Origin of the sequence: Aedoeadaptatus urinae (genome assembly GCF_900155585.1) — a bacterium.
GTDB lineage: Bacteria > Bacillota > Clostridia > Tissierellales > Peptoniphilaceae > Aedoeadaptatus > Aedoeadaptatus urinae.
The window spans coordinates 72,137-92,342 of record NZ_LT707417.1; the positions used below are offsets into that span (position 1 = coordinate 72,137).

The 20,206-nt window shown below is 52.3% G+C and carries 13 protein-coding genes and 1 CRISPR repeat array; of the genes, 8 read left to right on the plus strand and 5 right to left on the minus strand.

Annotated features, from left to right (window positions below):
* Positions 1-10: 10 nt before the first annotated feature.
* The 5 genes from cas8c to cas2 are packed head-to-tail and all read left to right on the plus strand — an operon-like array spanning position 11 to position 4,733.
* On the plus strand, positions 11-1,909 hold the full coding sequence (cas8c, locus tag BQ7397_RS02750; RefSeq protein WP_077074656.1) for a type I-C CRISPR-associated protein Cas8c/Csd1: 1,899 nt from the start codon (positions 11-13) through the stop codon (positions 1,907-1,909).
* Complete coding sequence (cas7c, locus tag BQ7397_RS02755; RefSeq protein ID WP_077074657.1) at positions 1,902-2,756, plus strand: type I-C CRISPR-associated protein Cas7/Csd2; 855 nt, start codon at positions 1,902-1,904, stop codon at positions 2,754-2,756. The genes cas8c and cas7c overlap by 8 nt, the downstream gene beginning before the upstream one ends.
* Before the next feature lies 1 nt (position 2,757).
* Complete coding sequence (cas4, locus tag BQ7397_RS02760; RefSeq protein WP_077074658.1) at positions 2,758-3,411, plus strand: CRISPR-associated protein Cas4; 654 nt, start codon at positions 2,758-2,760, stop codon at positions 3,409-3,411.
* Positions 3,408-4,439 carry a type I-C CRISPR-associated endonuclease Cas1c gene (gene cas1c / locus BQ7397_RS02765; RefSeq protein ID WP_077074659.1) on the plus strand — a complete coding sequence of 344 codons (1,032 nt, stop codon included), beginning with the start codon at positions 3,408-3,410 and terminating at the stop codon, positions 4,437-4,439. The genes cas4 and cas1c overlap by 4 nt, the downstream gene beginning before the upstream one ends.
* Complete coding sequence (cas2, locus tag BQ7397_RS02770; protein WP_077074660.1) at positions 4,440-4,733, plus strand: CRISPR-associated endonuclease Cas2; 294 nt, start codon at positions 4,440-4,442, stop codon at positions 4,731-4,733.
* Between the two features lie 122 nt (positions 4,734-4,855).
* Positions 4,856-12,249: a CRISPR direct-repeat array (repeat unit 32 nt; unit sequence GTCGCACCCCTCGCGGGTGCGTGGATTGAAAT).
* 227 nt (positions 12,250-12,476) lie between these two features.
* Here cas2 and BQ7397_RS02775 read toward each other — a convergent pair.
* From BQ7397_RS02775 to BQ7397_RS02785, 3 genes are all read right to left on the minus strand, one after another.
* A complete protein-coding gene (locus BQ7397_RS02775; protein WP_077074661.1) occupies positions 12,477-12,725 on the minus strand; it encodes a hypothetical protein in 249 nt (82 codons plus the stop codon).
* 132 nt (positions 12,726-12,857) lie between these two features.
* Positions 12,858-13,136 (minus strand): hypothetical protein, encoded by a 279-nt coding sequence (locus tag BQ7397_RS02780; protein ID WP_077074662.1) that lies wholly within the window; start codon positions 13,134-13,136, stop codon positions 12,858-12,860.
* 36 nt (positions 13,137-13,172) lie between these two features.
* Complete coding sequence (locus BQ7397_RS02785) at positions 13,173-15,077, minus strand: ABC-F family ATP-binding cassette domain-containing protein (RefSeq protein ID WP_077074663.1); 1,905 nt, start codon at positions 15,075-15,077, stop codon at positions 13,173-13,175.
* A gap of 171 nt (positions 15,078-15,248) precedes the next feature.
* Between BQ7397_RS02785 and BQ7397_RS02790 the strand changes: the two genes are divergently transcribed.
* Genes BQ7397_RS02790 through BQ7397_RS02800 form a run of 3 tightly spaced genes read left to right on the plus strand, consistent with a single transcriptional unit; the run spans position 15,249 to position 17,416 of the window.
* Entirely contained in the window at positions 15,249-15,890 is a 642-nt protein-coding gene (locus BQ7397_RS02790) for a redox-sensing transcriptional repressor Rex (protein WP_417875080.1), read from the plus strand.
* Between the two features lie 54 nt (positions 15,891-15,944).
* The gene (locus tag BQ7397_RS02795) at positions 15,945-16,724 is read left to right on the plus strand and encodes a DNA-3-methyladenine glycosylase family protein (RefSeq protein ID WP_077074665.1); all 780 of its coding nucleotides are present in this window, start codon (positions 15,945-15,947) and stop codon (positions 16,722-16,724) included.
* Positions 16,721-17,416 (plus strand): DUF554 domain-containing protein, encoded by a 696-nt coding sequence (locus BQ7397_RS02800; RefSeq protein WP_077074666.1) that lies wholly within the window; start codon positions 16,721-16,723, stop codon positions 17,414-17,416. The genes BQ7397_RS02795 and BQ7397_RS02800 overlap by 4 nt, the downstream gene beginning before the upstream one ends.
* Positions 17,417-17,432: 16 nt before the next feature.
* Here the strand turns inward: BQ7397_RS02800 and nrdG are convergent, their stop codons facing one another.
* Entirely contained in the window at positions 17,433-17,939 is a 507-nt protein-coding gene (gene nrdG, locus BQ7397_RS02805) for an anaerobic ribonucleoside-triphosphate reductase activating protein (protein ID WP_077074667.1), read from the minus strand.
* A 1-nt stretch (position 17,940) separates the two neighbouring features.
* Positions 17,941-20,100, minus strand: a complete 2,160-nt coding sequence (gene nrdD, locus BQ7397_RS02810) for an anaerobic ribonucleoside-triphosphate reductase (protein WP_077074668.1) — start codon at positions 20,098-20,100, stop codon at positions 17,941-17,943.
* Positions 20,101-20,206: the final 106 nt, after the last annotated feature.

The window sequence follows — 20,206 nt, forward strand, 5'->3', positions numbered from 1 at the left end:
GAGGTGAGACATGAGTTTATTGACAGCTTTACTGGACTCCTACGATTACGCCTTAGAACACGACATGGTGGGAAAGCCGGATCACTTCGGTCACATTCTCTTGCCCATGTACTACAATTCCATGAAATCTAATGGTAAAAACATCATCGAGCTTCTCTTAAGTAAAGATAGCAAGCTTCTGGAAGCGCACTTACTCCCGGAAGGAGAAACGATTCAGTTTCCCGTCACGGAAGATTCCGTGGCAAGGAGCAGTGGCGTAGCACCGCACCCTTTAGTGGACTCCGCTTCCTACGTGATTCAAGACGAAGGAAAGCGAAGCGCCGCTTACATGGAACAGATGGAAAACTGGTTGACCTACGACGACAACGATTTTGTGCGGATCATTCACGATTTTTTAATCCAACCGGGTATTCTCGATGCCGTTATGCAGAAGGTGAAGGACTCGGAAGAGGATGAGGCGGAAAAGCAAAAAAAGAACGCGGTCACCATTGATTTCGAAAAAGTGTTTTTTACCTTTTCCGTTGAAAATTACGACGGTCTGAAAAATATCAGCGTCAGCGAAAATAGCGATCTACAGGCGAGGTACAAGGCTTATGTGGAACACCTAAACGCCAATGATCCTTCGAAGGAAAAGATTACTTGCAACTTAAGCGGCAAGCAGGATTACCTGTGTATCAAGCATCAACCGCTCATGGGGACGGCCCGTTTGGTCTCGCAAATTACAGCCAATGACGAAAACTGGAGAGGCCGCTTTACCATGGCGGATCAGAACATCAAGCTCGGCATGGAGACGAGTCAAAAGATTCACCTCATGGCTAAGTATTTGCTTTCAGGCGAAGAGACGCGGCGTTGGTTGGGTGAGCAGGCCAATATGGTGAGCTGGTTTTCCGACGACCTTTCCAATGCAGTGGCATTCGATCCGTCGAAGTCGGCGGAAATGCCGGCGGGAATTTTTGAAAAATTACTGGCCGAGCAAAAAGAAAAGAGCGATGCGCCCGCTATTTCCGACGAAATGACGGAGAACATCGTCAAGTCATTTACCAACGGCAAGCGACTGTTTTCCGACGACGCCACTTATTACATCGCCATTTTCGACAAGATAAGCAACGGCCGCGTGGCGACGAAATATTTCCGGACTTTGAGTGCCTCCCGTTTAAAAGAAAATTTAGTGGCGTGGCAGGAGAAATACCATTGGCGCGGCTACAGCAAAGAGAATCGGGACAAAGTATTTACGCCGAGCCCGAGGCGACTGGTCTTGGCCGCCTACGGTGTGGAGCGCGACGGTTTTCTGGAAATATCTAAAAAGGACTTCTTAAAAAATCAATACCAAAACATTTTAACTGCCTTGGTAGAAGGACGAAACATCCCCGAAAACTTTGAAAAAGCCTTGACCATGAACATTCGCCATCGTCAAAATTACGATAACACGTGGATGGAAGTGAAGTTTTGCGCCTTGGCCGTGTTAAAAGATAAAGGAGGGTTTAAAGACGCTATGTTAAATCGAGAAAACACCGATCGATCGTACTTATTCGGTCGCCTGCTGGCTTTGTTTGAGCGCATGGAGGCCGGCACATTCGGCGAAAAAGAAGAGCGAAGCACCAATGCCGAAAAAATGTGGACCAGCTACACCAATCATCCGGCGACCATGATGATGCGCTTGAGGAACTTGCTAAAGCCCTATGAGCGGAAAATGGCAACGAGCGAGCAAAACCGCGGACTTTACTTTAAACTGAGTCGTGACATTAGCGAAGTCACCAATATGCTTCACAATAATTACGACATGGATTCGGCGGAAGTGAACCGACCTTTGGATTACGGATTCATTTTCGGCTACGAAGCGCAAATGCGGGACATTTTTACGAAGAGAAATAAAGAAACGGAAGAAGCCAAGGAGGAAGACCATGATTAATCATAAAGTCGATTTTATCTTTACCATTGAAGTGGAAGGCGCCAATCCAAACGGCGACCCCTTGACGGGAAACATGCCTCGCATCGACGGCAGGGGCTTCGGTGAAATCAGCGATGTATGCCTGAAGCGCAAAATCAGAAACCGCATGCAGGATATGGGACACGATATTTTTGTCAAGGCGGCGGAACGAAGCGACGACGGATTCAATTCATTGGAAGGCCGTTTTAATGCAAGCTTCGACAAAGAAGTTTCCGATGAGGATGCGGCACAACAGGCCAATGAAAAATGGATGGACATTCGCTCCTTCGGCCAAGTATTCACCTATCAAAAACGCGCCTTGGGAATTCGCGGTCCCGTCAGCATTTCCATAGGAAAATCCGTGGATCCCGTAGAAACGACCACCATGCAGATCACCAAAAGCGTCAGCGGCATGGAGCCGAAGCCGGGCAAAAGCCGCAGCGCCGACACCATGGGGAGCAAGCACTATGTGGATTGGGGCGTGTACGTGGTCAACGGCAGCGTGAACTGCTACCTGGCTGAAAAGACCGGATTCGACGAAGAAGACTTAAAGGTGCTGAAAGAATGTATCCGCACCCTTTTCGTCAACGACGTGTCCGCGGCGCGGCCGGACGGTTCCATGGAAGTGAAGGATATTTACTGGTTCAACCATTCGTCGAAAGTCGGCGATATTTCCAGCGGCAAGATCAAAGATTTGCTTTTACACGACGAGCTGAGCGTAGGCACCATGAAGCCCCGCTACGAAGACTACCACTTTCGATTGGACGAAGAAAAATTAAAAGCCTATGAAGGGGAAGGATTGAGCGTCGAACACTTAAAGGGGCTCTAAAATGATCGGGGAAGACGACTTTCTCATGTTGAGCGGCATTCAACACTTTTTATTCTGCAAGCGCCAGTGGGCCTTGATCCACGTGGAGCAGGTGTGGAGCGAAAACAGCTACACGGCTCAGGGGCAGCTGATTCACGAGAAAGTCGATCAGCCTTTTATCAAAGAGAAGCGAAAAGACCTGATTATCTCCAGAGCCATGGATGTGAGCTCGAAGACCCTTGGACTTTCCGGGCGATTGGACGCCATTGAATTTCGCCGGGGAGAAGAAGGCATCGCTTTAAAGGGACGCAAAGGGATGTGGGTGCCCACCGTCGTGGAGTACAAGCGGGGCAAAAAGAAAAAAGACGATTACGACGAGGCTCAGCTTATGGCGCAGGCCATATGTATCGAAGAAACCCTGAATGTGTCCATGGACTACGGCTATATCTATTACCACGAGACGGACACCCGGGAAAGAGTCGATTTTACTCCCGAGCTGCGAGCGTTGGTCGTGGAAACGGCCCGCGCCATGCACGAATGCTACGACGCCCGCATCGTTCCAAAGGCGGAATATTTTAAAAACTGCACTCTGTGCTCCCTTTACGATGCCTGTCGCCCGCGGCTGACCAAGAAGGGAAAGAACGTTCATCGATACATTTACGAGGCGGAACTATGAAAAAACTTCTGAACGTATTGTACGTGACCAATCCGGACTACTACCTGCGCAAAGAAGGGCTCAATGTGGCGGTGACTCTGGAAGGGAAGCGAGTGGGGCGCTTTCCGATCCATATCTTGCGTCAAATCGTCTGCTTCAACTACATGGGCGCGAGCCCCGACCTTATGAAACTCTGCATGGAAGAAAATGTGCCCATCACCTTCTTTACGCCTTATGGCAAGTATTGCGGACGGGTCGTGAGCGCCTCCTTCGGCAATATTTACACCCGAAAGAAGCAATACCGCCTGGCGGAATCCGAAGAATCCCTTGAAGTGGCGAGAAACATGATCTATGCCAAAGCCTATAATTCGCGAAAAATATTGATCCGGGGGCGATTGGATCACAAAGAAACCCTGGATTCGGCTCGAGTGCAGGAAGCCATCAACTCCATGAAGACCTGGATGGAAGAGATCAAGACCTGCAAGGACAAAGACAGCCTTCGCGGCATGGAAGGGGTCATCGCCCGCCTCTACTTTTCCGTCTTGGACGAACTCATCGTGAAACAGCGGGAAGACTTTTACTTTATCGAGCGAAGTAAACGTCCGCCTATGGATCGATTCAACGCCTTACTTTCCTTCTTCTATGCCATCCTCGCAAACGAAACAGCGGCGGCACTGGAAGGCGTCGGCATCGACTCCTACGCCGGGTTCTTTCACACAGATCGACCGGGGCGAGTGAGCATGGCATTGGATTTGATCGAGGAAATGCGCGCCTTCCTCGTGGATAAATTCTGCCTTTCCCTGGTCAATTTAAATCGCATCGACAAGCGTCATTTCGAAATAAAAGAAAACGGCGCCTGCCTTTTAAACGATAAAGGCCGGGAGATCGCTTTAGAACAATGGAATAAAAAAGAACAGGAAGAAATCGTTCATCCCTTTATCGACGAAAAAATCAAACTGGGGCTTTTGCCTCATGTGCAGGCACAGCTGTTAAATGCCTACATGCGAGGCGATATAGAAGCCTACCCGCCCTTTATGATGGGAGGATAAATGCAAATACTACTTACCTATGATGTGGAAACCGTGACGCCACAGGGACGCAAGCGCCTAAGACAAGTGGCAAAAGTCTGCACGGATTACGGCCAACGGGTACAAAACTCGGTTTTTGAACTAAATCTGGATCCCGCGGGACTGGTGACCATAAAAGCCAAATTAAATGATATAATCGATCCGAAGAAAGACTCCATCCGAATCTATAATTTGGGCAAAAATTGGGAACGTCGAATCGAAACCATGGGTTTGGACGATAGCTACAACCCGGAATCGGATCTATTAATACTTTGAGAAGGGGAGCTGCACAGAAAAGTCCCGGAGCTATCTCATAAAAAAGCGAGAAAAAAAGCGACAAAACGCTTAAAAATGACTTAGCTGTATGGAAAAAGCCCACAAAAGGGCTTAAAAATACAGTCGCACCCCTCGCGGGTGCGTGGATTGAAATGGATAAGTGCAAAAAGTAAAAAGCATACATAAGACGTCGCACCCCTCGCGGGTGCGTGGATTGAAATCAACTCAAGATCAAGATGGAGAATATCATCAATAGTCGCACCCCTCGCGGGTGCGTGGATTGAAATATCTTTGCAGACCGTCGCTTGTCGATACAGTTTTCTAGTCGCACCCCTCGCGGGTGCGTGGATTGAAATTCTTGCTCCTCGTCCACGACGAGAGCATACTCCGCGTCGCACCCCTCGCGGGTGCGTGGATTGAAATATTGGTTATCCCCGTCAGCTCGACGATGAAATCGGTCGCACCCCTCGCGGGTGCGTGGATTGAAATCAGATACCATTTAGAAACATCAGGGAATTCAAGTGTCGCACCCCTCGCGGGTGCGTGGATTGAAATGCCAAAATCACTCTGCCAGCTCCTCGAATTAAAAAGTCGCACCCCTCGCGGGTGCGTGGATTGAAATCAACTCAAGATCAAGATGGAGAATATCATCAATAAGTCGCACCCCTCGCGGGTGCGTGGATTGAAATGTATTCTAAGAGATTAATTTTCTTATCAAAACATAAGTCGCACCCCTCGCGGGTGCGTGGATTGAAATAAGTTTTAAGAACCATGCGTCGAAGCGCTTCAAGAAGTCGCACCCCTCGCGGGTGCGTGGATTGAAATGTCTTCTCCCCGGCCACCCTTTCCCCAACCGGAGGTCGCACCCCTCGCGGGTGCGTGGATTGAAATAACGCAAATGCTCGGCTTAATAAATAAGACGGATGTCGCACCCCTCGCGGGTGCGTGGATTGAAATGGTGATTCTTAATAAAAACGCAAGTATCGCATGGGTCGCACCCCTCGCGGGTGCGTGGATTGAAATATTCGTGCCGGGTCTCATGAGATGCTCACAGATTTGTCGCACCCCTCGCGGGTGCGTGGATTGAAATCCGCTGATTAAACTTCGTCATCCTCTACCCCCATTTGTCGCACCCCTCGCGGGTGCGTGGATTGAAATTCACCGATGGCCAGCCGCTGCTTGGTCAATATATCGTCGCACCCCTCGCGGGTGCGTGGATTGAAATCCGAAGGAATACCCTCGCCCGGTGGTGTCGTGGAGTCGCACCCCTCGCGGGTGCGTGGATTGAAATGATCCAGCTTCGGGCGGAAAACCCGTCATTTAAAGTCGCACCCCTCGCGGGTGCGTGGATTGAAATTTGAACAAAAGTATCAAAAGCCGCCTTAATTTCCGTCGCACCCCTCGCGGGTGCGTGGATTGAAATATCATTTCGCCTCAATTCAATTTCCGACGTATACGTCGCACCCCTCGCGGGTGCGTGGATTGAAATTTGATAGATATGTTGATTTATTCGCCGAAGCTTAAGTCGCACCCCTCGCGGGTGCGTGGATTGAAATCACTTGCCTGACGACGTGCGGCCAGTCTTGCTTCTGTCGCACCCCTCGCGGGTGCGTGGATTGAAATTCCTCTTCCATCAGTTCGCGGCATAGGCCTTGTATGTCGCACCCCTCGCGGGTGCGTGGATTGAAATTCCAAGACGTAAGACAAGTTTATTTTTAGTCGTTAGTCGCACCCCTCGCGGGTGCGTGGATTGAAATCTTCGCCAACATATCAAACTCACCTTTTAGCAATTGTCGCACCCCTCGCGGGTGCGTGGATTGAAATTCCACCTCTGTAAACTCGGCATAGGGCTTGCCGATGTCGCACCCCTCGCGGGTGCGTGGATTGAAATTATGATATATGCTTTTGCTCTTGATCGGGCGGCAGTCGCACCCCTCGCGGGTGCGTGGATTGAAATTTTATTTAAATTTAAAGCAAATTGTTTCATCTTCTGGTCGCACCCCTCGCGGGTGCGTGGATTGAAATACTGAAAAGCACATTACGGTTAGTCTTAACAAGTGTCGCACCCCTCGCGGGTGCGTGGATTGAAATAAAGCGTCCATCACGGCCTCGTCGTCGTACGTCCATTGTCGCACCCCTCGCGGGTGCGTGGATTGAAATCGAATCTATATAACGACCAAATAAAACCATATAATGTCGCACCCCTCGCGGGTGCGTGGATTGAAATCACAAAAGGCAACTGTTCAATCAGCGTTTCCTTGGAGTCGCACCCCTCGCGGGTGCGTGGATTGAAATACCGCCAATCTTCTGAGACGTCTGTCAATAATATCCGTCGCACCCCTCGCGGGTGCGTGGATTGAAATTTCTTTAACTAGCTCGACGCTGTATTTTTTAATAATGTCGCACCCCTCGCGGGTGCGTGGATTGAAATCTCCATGCGCTTTTCTCGGGCGCGATCCAGGCGCTGTCGCACCCCTCGCGGGTGCGTGGATTGAAATAGTCCACGAACAAATTTTCGTTCTTTGACGTTGGGTCGCACCCCTCGCGGGTGCGTGGATTGAAATTTTTTCAAAATCGTTGTGCACTTTGCGCCGTATGGGTCGCACCCCTCGCGGGTGCGTGGATTGAAATTATGTCCGACCAATATTTAATGCTTAACGCCAATGTCGCACCCCTCGCGGGTGCGTGGATTGAAATTCCACCTCTGTAAACTCGGCATAGGGCTTGCCGATGTCGCACCCCTCGCGGGTGCGTGGATTGAAATTATGATATATGCTTTTGCTCTTGATCGGGCGGCAGTCGCACCCCTCGCGGGTGCGTGGATTGAAATTTTATTTAAATTTAAAGCAAATTGTTTCATCTTCTGGTCGCACCCCTCGCGGGTGCGTGGATTGAAATACTGAAAAGCACATTACGGTTAGTCTTAACAAGTGTCGCACCCCTCGCGGGTGCGTGGATTGAAATAAAGCGTCCATCACGGCCTCGTCGTCGTACGTCCATTGTCGCACCCCTCGCGGGTGCGTGGATTGAAATCGAATCTATATAACGACCAAATAAAACCATATAATGTCGCACCCCTCGCGGGTGCGTGGATTGAAATCACAAAAGGCAACTGTTCAATCAGCGTTTCCTTGGAGTCGCACCCCTCGCGGGTGCGTGGATTGAAATACCGCCAATCTTCTGAGACGTCTGTCAATAATATCCGTCGCACCCCTCGCGGGTGCGTGGATTGAAATTTCTTTAACTAGCTCGACGCTGTATTTTTTAATAATGTCGCACCCCTCGCGGGTGCGTGGATTGAAATCTCCATGCGCTTTTCTCGGGCGCGATCCAGGCGCTGTCGCACCCCTCGCGGGTGCGTGGATTGAAATAGTCCACGAACAAATTTTCGTTCTTTGACGTTGGGTCGCACCCCTCGCGGGTGCGTGGATTGAAATAATAGCTGCGCCGAAGGGGAAAACGCCTTGCTGCGTCGCACCCCTCGCGGGTGCGTGGATTGAAATACGTTTCTTGAACTATCTTTAGTTTACACCCCTTGGTCGCACCCCTCGCGGGTGCGTGGATTGAAATCCGCCCGACGTCAAATATGTTGATCTCTTTAGGTCGTCGCACCCCTCGCGGGTGCGTGGATTGAAATTGTAAATGTGGGGCGGCGGCCCACTACAAAGAATAGTCGCACCCCTCGCGGGTGCGTGGATTGAAATAATTGCAGAACTAACAATAGTAGCACCGCCGCCGCGTCGCACCCCTCGCGGGTGCGTGGATTGAAATTACTTGCGACGGGCGTCCGAATTGGAGAGGCGTGCGTCGCACCCCTCGCGGGTGCGTGGATTGAAATGGCTTTTTCGGCAGGGCGACAAACTCGGCGTAATGTCGCACCCCTCGCGGGTGCGTGGATTGAAATGAAATCCCGGGACATGAGCACTCGGTAAGAATCGAGTCGCACCCCTCGCGGGTGCGTGGATTGAAATGATGATTCGGGCCACGTCTGCGTCGGTGATCTCTAGTCGCACCCCTCGCGGGTGCGTGGATTGAAATCCCGGCCTTAAAGCAATATACCTGCCCGTGCACGTGTCGCACCCCTCGCGGGTGCGTGGATTGAAATTGCGAGTACGCCTACGACTTTTACGCGAACAAACTTGTCGCACCCCTCGCGGGTGCGTGGATTGAAATGAAGCCATTAACGAGATTAAGCCGGCGCACTTGGGGTCGCACCCCTCGCGGGTGCGTGGATTGAAATATCTATATCTACCTCCACCGTCACATGGGCCTGTGTCGCACCCCTCGCGGGTGCGTGGATTGAAATATAAAACTTATGAAGATGTATCACTGAAAGCCAAGTCGCACCCCTCGCGGGTGCGTGGATTGAAATAATAGCAGAACTTACAATAGTTGCACCGCCGGTGCTGTCGCACCCCTCGCGGGTGCGTGGATTGAAATATGAAACATGAACAACAGAAAGGCGGTATCAATGAAGTCGCACCCCTCGCGGGTGCGTGGATTGAAATAATCCGCAGGGCCGAGACCCTGACAACGGGTTTCGTCGCACCCCTCGCGGGTGCGTGGATTGAAATCAACTCTATGGGCATATCTTGGCGGTGGCAGTAGGTCGCACCCCTCGCGGGTGCGTGGATTGAAATAATAGCAGAACTTACAATAGTTGCACCGCCGGTGCTGTCGCACCCCTCGCGGGTGCGTGGATTGAAATATGAAACATGAACAACAGAAAGGCGGTATCAATGAAGTCGCACCCCTCGCGGGTGCGTGGATTGAAATAATCCGCAGGGCCGAGACCCTGACAACGGGTTTCGTCGCACCCCTCGCGGGTGCGTGGATTGAAATCAACTCTATGGGCATATCTTGGCGGTGGCAGTAGGTCGCACCCCTCGCGGGTGCGTGGATTGAAATAATAGCAGAACTTACAATAGTTGCACCGCCGGTGCTGTCGCACCCCTCGCGGGTGCGTGGATTGAAATATGAAACATGAACAACAGAAAGGCGGTATCAATGAAGTCGCACCCCTCGCGGGTGCGTGGATTGAAATAATCCGCAGGGCCGAGACCCTGACAACGGGTTTCGTCGCACCCCTCGCGGGTGCGTGGATTGAAATCAACTCTATGGGCATATCTTGGCGGTGGCAGTAGGTCGCACCCCTCGCGGGTGCGTGGATTGAAATGTCGTATTCGATCGCTCCGATTTCTTCGAGGTGGTCGTCGCACCCCTCGCGGGTGCGTGGATTGAAATCATTCCATCCGACCCAAGTGCCAAGAGTCCACGGGCGTCGCACCCCTCGCGGGTGCGTGGATTGAAATACCACGTCCAAGATCCCCGGCACATCCAGCACCCGGTCGCACCCCTCGCGGGTGCGTGGATTGAAATGGAGAGTACCTCGGCGGCCTTGGTCCAAAACCTTAGTCGCACCCCTCGCGGGTGCGTGGATTGAAATTTGCAATCTCTCAGCCGTCGTCGGACCGTAGGTGTGTCGCACCCCTCGCGGGTGCGTGGATTGAAATAAACAGAACACAGCGTAGAGGCAAGCCGGGACAGTGTCGCACCCCTCGCGGGTGCGTGGATTGAAATTGTCGTTGGCTTCATCGGCCCACGCTTTAGGTACGTCGCACCCCTCGCGGGCGCGTGGATTGAAATCTAAGTCGCCGCTCGTTATGATGCTTTGCACCTCGGTCGCACCCCTCGCGGGTGCGTGGATTGAAATGATGGTCTCAAAGTCTACATACAAGTTTTTTCCCAGTCGCACCCCTCGCGGGTGCGTGGATTGAAATGTCTTGCTTGCTTTCGATGTACGGAAGAATTTAAGTCGCACCCCTCGCGGGTGCGTGGATTGAAATATGTTTTCCCCCTCTCTCTACATGGGCGCGTATTGTCGCACCCCTCGCGGGTGCGTGGATTGAAATAAGCCTTTTGAAAAATTTCTCAAAAAAATTTGAAGTCGCACCCCTCGCGGGTGCGTGGATTGAAATTGTTTCATCTTCGATTTTTTCGTGTAGCGTTATATAGTCGCACCCCTCGCGGGTGCGTGGATTGAAATTGTTTCATCTTCGATTTTTTCGTGTAGCGTTATATAGTCGCACCCCTCGCGGGTGCGTGGATTGAAATACGCTTATAGCAAAGCATAAATATCGTGTCTTGAAGTCGCACCCCTCGCGGGTGCGTGGATTGAAATTACGCCACTCGAAGAAAGAGGTGATGAAACAAAAGTCGCACCCCTCGCGGGTGCGTGGATTGAAATAAAAGCACCTCCAATGCCATATACATAGCTGTTCGTCGCACCCCTCGCGGGTGCGTGGATTGAAATGGTGTATAGTAACACCGAACGACAGTCCCATGGGTGTCGCACCCCTCGCGGGTGCGTGGATTGAAATCATAATCGACTGTGGTGATAAGTCCACCCCACCATGTCGCACCCCTCGCGGGTGCGTGGATTGAAATAGTTCGTCGCCGCGCAATACGCCCGAGCCCATGGCTGTCGCACCCCTCGCGGGTGCGTGGATTGAAATTGCTCTCCCTCCACGCCCCGCTCGATGGTAAAGCGTCGCACCCCTCGCGGGTGCGTGGATTGAAATGATTTTAATTATTCCGGAATCATCAGCCCCGGCGGAGTCGCACCCCTCGCGGGTGCGTGGATTGAAATCCTTTTTAATTCTGAGTTTAGGCGGATGGTGCCTGTCGCACCCCTCGCGGGTGCGTGGATTGAAATTGGATTATGTGAAAATACCATGATGTACGCCGAAGGTCGCACCCCTCGCGGGTGCGTGGATTGAAATGCTTGCTCCACCGTTTGAGGCGCAGCGATTGAAGGTCGCACCCCTCGCGGGTGCGTGGATTGAAATCCGTTTATCGTGGTTTTGGTGTCAGTATACTTAGGGTCGCACCCCTCGCGGGTGCGTGGATTGAAATCATATTCGGACGCATAAAGAGTGCCTAAGCCAGAAAGTCGCACCCCTCGCGGGTGCGTGGATTGAAATCTTTTGCACTAAAAACGCCAGAATCAATGACATTTGTCGCACCCCTCGCGGGTGCGTGGATTGAAATAAGTTACGTGAAGATACCAGTCGTCGGAAAAATTGTCGCACCCCTCGCGGGTGCGTGGATTGAAATCTCCTCACCGTCATAGGTATAGGTAAATCCAGTAAGTCGCACCCCTCGCGGGTGCGTGGATTGAAATATGTTCGATAAAGCCCGTATCGGTAGTCATTAACCCGTCGCACCCCTCGCGGGTGCGTGGATTGAAATCGCAAGGCTACGAATTTGACGGTCAAGCATACGAGTCGCACCCCTCGCGGGTGCGTGGATTGAAATGGTGTTAATGAGGACGACGAGAAGGTAGTCAATATGTCGCACCCCTCGCGGGTGCGTGGATTGAAATCTTTAGAGTTTTATCTCTCTTACTTGTTTTATGTGTCGCACCCCTCGCGGGTGCGTGGATTGAAATTGCTCTCCCTCCACGCCCCGCTCGATGGTAAAGCGTCGCACCCCTCGCGGGTGCGTGGATTGAAATGACACTCGCGCAAACGTCTTGAGACCGCTCATGTTGTCGCACCTGTGCAGTTATGTAAACTAAAGTATATGCAGGTTCAAATCCTGTCATCTCAACCAAAGTCGCACTTGTGGACAGGAATTTTCATCGCCTATTTTTCACGGCCCTGACGCATCAAAAAAGCTTCTATCTTTCGGTAGATGCTTTTTGCGTATGTTAAAGTAGTTGTCTGTAAATAAAAGCCGGCCTTATTCGCGACACATTGAAATTGCTTTTTTCAATGTGTCGATTATTTTGGTATCCATTGCTGAAGTGCCGTCATAATCAACGTCAATGTCAAAAAATGACTCGTTTAAAAGCTCCAATATAGGTCTATTCTCTTTGATTCTTTCAAGCCTTTCATAATCTTCTGCAAATTCGATTGCGAAGTACTCATTGATATAGTAAGGCGATTTTGATGTTAGGGACAACAGGATTTCTTTTAACGTTTTCTCCAATATTTTCTCACCTTATCTTTTCTCAATGGAAGATATTTTTTTGTCTTTAACAATAGAATGGCTTTCATTCCGTCTGTCTGCGTGTCACATCTTTCTTTCGATAAAAATCGGCACAGCTTGTGCCGTTTGCCTTTATCTCGCCCGCTCAATATAACGGGCTAGAATTCCATAGGGGTCGTCCAGGTAAAAAAATTGGCCACCTAAATCATTGGGCGCGTTAAGATTATACAAATAATCTTCGTCCGTATCGTCGACGACTTTTAGATCTCTATTTTTATCGCGAACGATGGTGTAGACCTTACCGTCTGTAAAGCTGAGGGGATCGTCTTTGCCAATATATTGCATCGTTCCTATGTATTCCATGGGAATCCATTGATTGATTTCCGACTGATACACGTCGACCGTTTCCATTTATTCTCTCCTTTGAATACCATGTATAGGCAAGTTTTATTCATCCTCTTCTAAAAGGGCGAACCATTTTTCGTAGAGGGTGTTTAGTTTTTCCTGGGCCTCGTCTCGCTTCTGCGACAGTTCCAGGGCCACGGTGTGGTCGTCGTAGGTGGCGGGATCGGCCAGGGTCGCATCCATTTCTTCGATTTCAGCTTCCAGTTCGTGGATCTCGGCCTCGGTTTCACGCAGGTCTTTTTTGCGCCTGCGGGCTTCTTTTTGTTCTTCCCGGGTTTTTTTCTTTTCTTTGACGATTTGGGTCTTGGTGATTTCCTCCTCGTCCTCCTCCACGGTGTGGGCGTCCTCCCATTTTTTCAGGAAGTAGCTGTAGTCGCCGTCCACCATAAAGGTGCCTTCGTCGGAGAGGCAGACGATTTTCGTCGCCACCCGGTCCAGGAAGTAGCGGTCGTGGCTAATGGTAAGGATGGTGCCGCTGTAGTCCTTCAGCGCCGCTTCCAGGGATTCCTTGCTTTCGATGTCCAGGTGGTTGGTGGGCTCGTCCAAGAGAAGGAAGTTGGCGCCGCTCAGCATGACGATAAGCAGCGACAACCGCCCCTTTTCGCCGCCGGAAAGGTCGCCGATGCGCTTGTCCAAGTCGTCGCCGGTAAAGAGGAAGCGGGCCAGGTAGGCGTGGATTTGGAAGCGGTCCAGCTTCGGGTAGCGGTCCCAGAGCTCGTCGGCCACGGTTTTGTTTTCGTCCAGGGTCTTCATTTCCTGATCGAAGTAGGCGATGGTGACGCCCTTGCCCAGCTGAATCTCCCCGGAGGTGGCGTCGATTTCCTTCATTATGATTTTAAAGAGGGTACTTTTGCCGATGCCGTTGGGGCCGATGAGCCCCACTCGCTCGCCCTTGTAGACGGGGAAGGTGACGTCGTCGAATAATTTTTTCGTCGGGAAGGCTTTGGACAGGTGCTCCACGGCGAGGACGTCGCGGCCGCTTTCCGTGGCGGGGGCGAAGGTGAGGTGCATGGACTTTTCGCCCCGCACATCCTCCAGTCGCTCCACCTTGTCCAGCTGCTTTTGCTTGCTTCTCGCGGCCCGCACGCTTTTTTCCCGGTTCCATGAGGCGTAGCGCTTGATCATTTCCTCCTGTCGCTTGATTTCCTTTTGCTGCATCAGGTAGGCGTGGCGCATGCGATCCTCTTCTTCTCGTCTGCGACGAATGAAGTTGGTGTAGTTGCCCTGATAGCTTTTCACGCCGCCGTCCTTCAGAAAGAGGATGCGGTCCACGATGGCGTCGAGGAAGTAGCGGTCGTGGCTGATGACCACTACGGCGCCTTTAAAGGCCTTTAAAAACTTTTCCAGCCAGGCGATGGAGTCCATGTCCAAGTGGTTGGTGGGTTCGTCTAAGAGAAGGAGGTCGGGCTCGTGGAGCAGGAGCTTGGCCAGAGCCAGACGGGATTTCTGTCCTCCGGAGAGGTTTTCCGCGGGCATGGCCATGTCCTCTTCGGAAAAGCCCAAGCCGCGCAGGGCGCCGGTGACGGCACTTTCACGGCTGTAGCCGCCGCTTTTTTCGTAGCGGTCCACCATGACTTGGTAGCGGGCGATGTGCTCTTCCAGTGCCTCGCCTTCGAGATGGGCCATCTCCACTTCCATGGCGCGAATTTTTTCTTCCAGCTCGATCACCGCCTGAAAGGATGCCATGCATTCCTCGTAAATGCTGGCGCCCTTGGTTACCGAGGCGTGTTGGGCCAAGTAGCCCACCTCCAGATCCTTGGTGGTGGCGATGCTGCCCCCGTCGGGGGTAAGCTCCCCGGCCAGCATGGCCATAAGGGTGGTCTTGCCGCTGCCGTTGTTGCCGATGAGCCCGATTTTTTCTCCGGCTTCGATTAAAAAGCCCACGTCCTTTAAAATCGGGTCGATGTAAAAAGTTTTTTCCAAGCCTTGCGCCGATACGATTGCCAAAAGCCTCTCCTCCTTGCTAAAAATATCATAGCAGAAAAGGGCGGGGAGAAAAAGTCGGCAAAATAGTGGAATTAGGCTTTTCAACATAAGAAAATTTCTGTATACTAAGACTAGGGTACTAGATAAATAAGTATCATACTTTCGCGGATGATACATTGAAAGGTGATAACATTGGCAATGAATAAAGGAAAAGTTTCGGAAACGGTAATTCGGAGACTTCCGAAATACCATAGATACCTGAGTGAATTGCAAGAAAAGGGCGAAGATCGCATCTCTTCTCAGGAGCTCAGCGACTTAACCGGCTTTACGGCATCGCAAATTCGCCAGGACTTAAATAATTTCGGCGGCTTCGGTCAACAGGGCTACGGCTACAAGGTGGCCGTGTTGAAGAAAGAGCTGGAAAATATTTTAGGGATTCCCAAAATTTATAAGACTATTTTAATCGGCGCCGGCCGTTTGGGTACGGTGGTATGCAACTACAAGGGCTTTTTAGACAGCGGCTTTGAGATCGTCGCCATGTTCGATAAAAGCGACAAGGTCATCGGCAAATCCGTGGGCAATCACGTGGTCCGTCCCGTGGACGAGCTGGAAGCTTTCATGAAGGAGCATGGGGAAGTGGAGGTTGCCATTTTAACCGTGCCGAAGGAAGGTGCCCAAGCCATCGCCGATCGCCTGGTGAATGCAGGCATTCGCGGCATTTGGAATTTTGCGCCGGAGGATTTGGAGGCGCCGGACAGCGTCGTCGTGGAAAATATCCGCCTGACCGACAGTCTGTTGACCTTAAGCTACTATCTGACGGAAAACAATCGCTAATGGATGAAACGAGGAGCGAGGAAACTCGCTCTTATTTTTTTTTAGGGAGGGGCCATGTTCGATCCGATGATGACGCTTGAAAGCGGCCAGTTCCATCACTGGGAGCGGCGAGGCGATTTGATCTGCGCCGTCAGCGGCGACGACGCCCTTTTTCTGAAAGACGGCGCCCTCGTTCGCGGCGACGACGAGCGGGCGGCGATTTTTTTCGACGAGGGCTACGACTACGACCGGGTGGCCGACGTGGTGATGGCCTCTGAGGATTTAAAGGATCTCGCGCCCTATTTGCCCCTTCGAATTTTAAAGCAGGATCCCTGGGAAGCCGTGGTGGGCTATATTTTTTCATCAAACAACAATTTGCTTCGCATACGAAAGAGCGTGCTTGAGCTGTCGCGGACCTACGGAAGAAAGCTCGCCGCCTATGAGGACCTTACAGCCTATGCCCTGCCCAAGCCCGAGGTGCTGTGTGCGCTTTCTCCCGATGCCATGCGCCTGCTGGGGGCGGGCTACAGGGATAAGTATTTAATCGAAACGGCCCGTCAGGTGGCGGCGGGGGAAGTGGATCTCGCCCGACCCTACGAGCTGGATTACGCCGAAGCGAAGAGCTATCTTATGAAGCTTTCCGGCGTGGGGCCCAAGGTGGCGGACTGCATTTTGCTTTTCGGCTACGGAAAAAAAGACGCCTTTCCCGTGGACGTGTGGATCGAACGTGCCATGGAGCGCTTCGGCGAGTTTCCCTCGAGGCAGGCGGCGTCGGATTATGCCATGGAGCGCTTCGGCGAGGACGCAGGATACATTCAGCAATTACTTTTTATGAACGAGCGGAGGAAGAAATGATCGGAGTATTAGCCAATACAGCGGCCGTGGTGCTGCTGTCTTTTCTCGGCGTCTACGTGGGCAACCGCATCCCGGAGCGGGTGCAGAACCAGATCCTGGTGGCTCTGGCCCTCTGCGCCTCTTTAATGGGGATTCAAATGGGCATGGAGGCCGACGAATTTATCGTGGTCATCGTCTCCTTGGCTTTGGGCACGGGCCTCGGCGCCGCGTGGGATATCGACGGCGGCCTTGCCCGCTTAGGCGAGAAGATCGACAGCCGCTTTGAAAAGCCGGGGGAAGACACCGGCGGGCCCATGGCCGCGGCCATTCAGGCGAGTTTGCTCTTTTGCGTGGGCTCCATGGCCATCGTAGGCTCCCTGCAGGCGGGGATTTCGGGCAACAACGACACCCTCTTTGTGAAAAGCGTTCTAGACGGGCTCACCGCCCTGGTCATGGCGGCGGCACTGGGCATCGGCGTCGGCTTTTCCGCCCTGCCCCTTTTGCTCTACCAAGGGGCGCTGGTCCTATTGGCCGGCGCCATCGCCCCCTACATCTCCGACGCCCTGGTGGCGGATCTTACCTCGGCGGGCGGGATCATGGTCTTTGCCATCGGCCTGGGCATTATGGACATTAAAAAGATTCCCGTGGCCAATATGCTCCCCGCCTTTGTGGTAGTGATTGTGCTTAGGAGCGCGATGGGGCTGTTTATGTAATGCAAAAAAGAGAGACTTAATCGTCTCTCTCTTTTTTTATGGCTTTGTGGGCCTTCAGGCTTTTGGGGATGTCTAAGATGCGTTGGTTTTCGCTGCCGCGGAAGGCGAGTTTTAAATTTTTCTTCGCCTCCACAAAGGGGCCGTCGACGAGAACGTCGCAGGCCTCCAGCAGCTTCAGCTTCTCGGGATCGGCGAGGATCTCTTCGAAGGTGAAGCCGGAGTAAATCCACACGGAGGTCGGGATTTCTTTTTTTACATCCGCCAAAACCTTGTGTAGCCACGTGTTTTCCATAGGTTCGCCGCCTAAAAGGGTGAGGCCCGCGACCTCGGGGCGGCTTAAATATTCGATCAATGTCTTCGTCGTCTCCTCCGTCCAAGGATCGCCGTAGCTCGGGTCCTGGTAGGGCTCGTTGAAACAGTTTTTGCACTTGCGGCTGCAACCGGTGACGAAGACCGACACGCGAATGCCCGGGCCGTTGGCCACGTCCAGGGGCCGAATTTGTGCGTAGTTGCCGTAGTTCATCTTAAATGTGCAGGACGCGGGCGTTGATTTCCTTGGTGCGGCCTTCGTTCCAGAAGTTTTCTCCCAAATAGCCGCAGGTTCTGCGAATGACCGTGAGGCGGGCGCGGTCCTTGTTGCCGCATTGGGGACATTCCCAATCGCCGTCCTCATTGACGGTGATTTCGCCGTCGAAGCCGCATTCGTGGCAGTAGTCGGATTTCGTATTAAATTCCGCATAGGAGATGTGATCGTAAATGTAGCGCACCATGGTCATGACGGCGTCGATATTGTTGTTCATGTTGGGGATTTCCACGTAGCTGATGCAGCCGCCGGTAGAGATTTTTTGGAATTCGCTTTCGAAATCGAATTTGTCGAAGGCGTTGATCTCCTCCCGCACGTCCACGTGGTAGCTGTTGGTGTAGTAGCCCTTGTCCGTAATGTCTTCGATGTCGCCGAAGGTGGCCTTATCGATGGAGCAGAAGCGGTGGGTCAAAGATTCCGCCGGGGTGCCGTAAAGGGCGAAGCCCAAGCCGGATTCCGCCTTCCAGCGGTCCACGGCATCTCTCAGGGCGTGCATGACGCGCATGGCGAAGGCGTGACCCTCTTTCGTGGTGTGGGACGTGCCGATGACGCATTTCGTGGCCTCGTAAAGGCCGATGTAGCCCAGGGACAGGGTGGAGTAGCCGCCTTCCAAATAGTCGGCGATTTTTTCGCCGGGCTCCAGGCGGGCGATGGCGCCGTCTTGCCAGTGAATGGGGGAGACGTCGCTGGTCACATCCTTCAGGCGATTATAGCGAATCAACAGAGCCTTCTTTACCAGCTCCAGACGCTTGTTCAAGAGCTCGAAGTAGGCGTCTTCGTCGTGGCCGGCCAAAATGCCGATTTGGGCCAGGTTCACGCTGACCACGCCCATGTTAAAGCGGCCGTCGAATTTGTAATTGCCTTCGTCGTCCTTCCAGGGGGAAAGGAAGGAGCGGCAGCCCATGGGGGAGAAGACATTGCCCTCGTAGATTTCCTTCATCTTCTTGGCGGAAATATAGTCGGGATACATGCGCTTGGCCGTGCAGGTGGCGGCGAGGCGGGTGAGGTAGTAGTAGGGGCTGTCCTCGTGGATGTTGTGTTCGTCCAGGACGTAGATCAGCTTCGGGAAGGCCGGGGTGACCTTGACCCCTTGTTTGTTTTTAATGCCGTCGATTCGTTGGCGAAGAATTTCTTCCGTAATAAGGGAGGCCTCGTAGGCGTATTCGCTTTCGGGATCGAAGTACATAAACAGGGTGACGAAGGGCGCTTGACCGTTGGTGGTCATGAGGGTGTTGATTTGGTATTGAATGGTTTGTACGCCCGATTTAATTTCCCGCTTCGTGCGGTTCCATGCCACTTTTTCCGCCATGGCCATGTCGGCGGTTTTCATGCCGTAAATGTCCAACTGTTCGGAAATAGAGGCGCTTAAATATTTTTCGTAGCTTTTGCGCACGTAGGGGGCCAGGATGCGGTCGATGCCGTTAATGGATTGGCCGCCGAATTGGCCGGAAGCCACTTGAGCGATGATTTGCGTCGTAATGGTACATGCCGTTTGGAAGCTTTTCGGCGATTCGATCATTTTGCCGTTGACCACGGTACCGTTTTTAAGCATGTCTTCCAGATTGATCAAGCAGCAGTTAAACATGGGTTGAATGTAGTAGTCCATGTCGTGAACGTGAATGGCGCCGGAGTCGTGGGCGGTGACGATGTCCGTGGGCAGGATGCGGCGACGGGCGATGTCCTTGGAGACTTCCCCGGCGATGAGATCCCGTTGGGTGGAGACCACCACGGCGTTTTTGTTGGAGTTTTCATCCATTAGATCCGCGTCGGAATAAGTCAGCAGGCTTTCGATGGAGGAGTCCGTGGAGTTGTTTTCCCGCTTAAAGGATTGTACCGAGCGGTAGGACTCGTAGGCCTTTGCCGTGGCGATGTTGTTTTTTTCGATTAGCTTTTCGAAGACCCGCTTTTCCACTTGAAGCACGGTGGAAGGCAAGTCGTGATGTAAAATTTCGTCTTCGATTTCCTTCGCTACGAGGTCCGCCTGATTTTCCACGAAGTAGCCCGTAGGCGAGTCCATGGCCTTTTCAATGGCGACGACGATTTTCGACCCGTCGAAATCGACGGTCTCGCCGTTTCTCTTAATAATACGTAAGTTGCTCATCTCATCCTCCAAAAAAATATTTCATCTATCACACCCCGAAGGGATACTTCCTAAAGAAATCGAAGCCGGCGCTTCGAACGAGATGATTATACTACATCTTGGTAAA

What these genes read in the sequence shown, in the direction of transcription:
- BQ7397_RS02795 (WP_077074665.1), top strand. Translation starts at nt 15,945, where the DNA reads ATGTTCGATCCGATGATGACGCTTGAAAGCGGCCAGTTCCATCACTGG.
- BQ7397_RS02780 (WP_077074662.1), bottom strand. Translation starts at nt 13,136, where the DNA reads ATGGAAACGGTCGACGTGTATCAGTCGGAAATCAATCAATGGATTCCC.
- cas7c (WP_077074657.1), top strand. Translation starts at nt 1,902, where the DNA reads ATGATTAATCATAAAGTCGATTTTATCTTTACCATTGAAGTGGAAGGC.
- nrdG (WP_077074667.1), bottom strand. Translation starts at nt 17,939, where the DNA reads ATGAACTACGGCAACTACGCACAAATTCGGCCCCTGGACGTGGCCAAC.
- nrdD (WP_077074668.1), bottom strand. Translation starts at nt 20,100, where the DNA reads ATGAGCAACTTACGTATTATTAAGAGAAACGGCGAGACCGTCGATTTC.
- cas8c (WP_077074656.1), top strand. Translation starts at nt 11, where the DNA reads ATGAGTTTATTGACAGCTTTACTGGACTCCTACGATTACGCCTTAGAA.
- BQ7397_RS02800 (WP_077074666.1), top strand. Translation starts at nt 16,721, where the DNA reads ATGATCGGAGTATTAGCCAATACAGCGGCCGTGGTGCTGCTGTCTTTT.
- cas2 (WP_077074660.1), top strand. Translation starts at nt 4,440, where the DNA reads ATGCAAATACTACTTACCTATGATGTGGAAACCGTGACGCCACAGGGA.
- cas4 (WP_077074658.1), top strand. Translation starts at nt 2,758, where the DNA reads ATGATCGGGGAAGACGACTTTCTCATGTTGAGCGGCATTCAACACTTT.
- cas1c (WP_077074659.1), top strand. Translation starts at nt 3,408, where the DNA reads ATGAAAAAACTTCTGAACGTATTGTACGTGACCAATCCGGACTACTAC.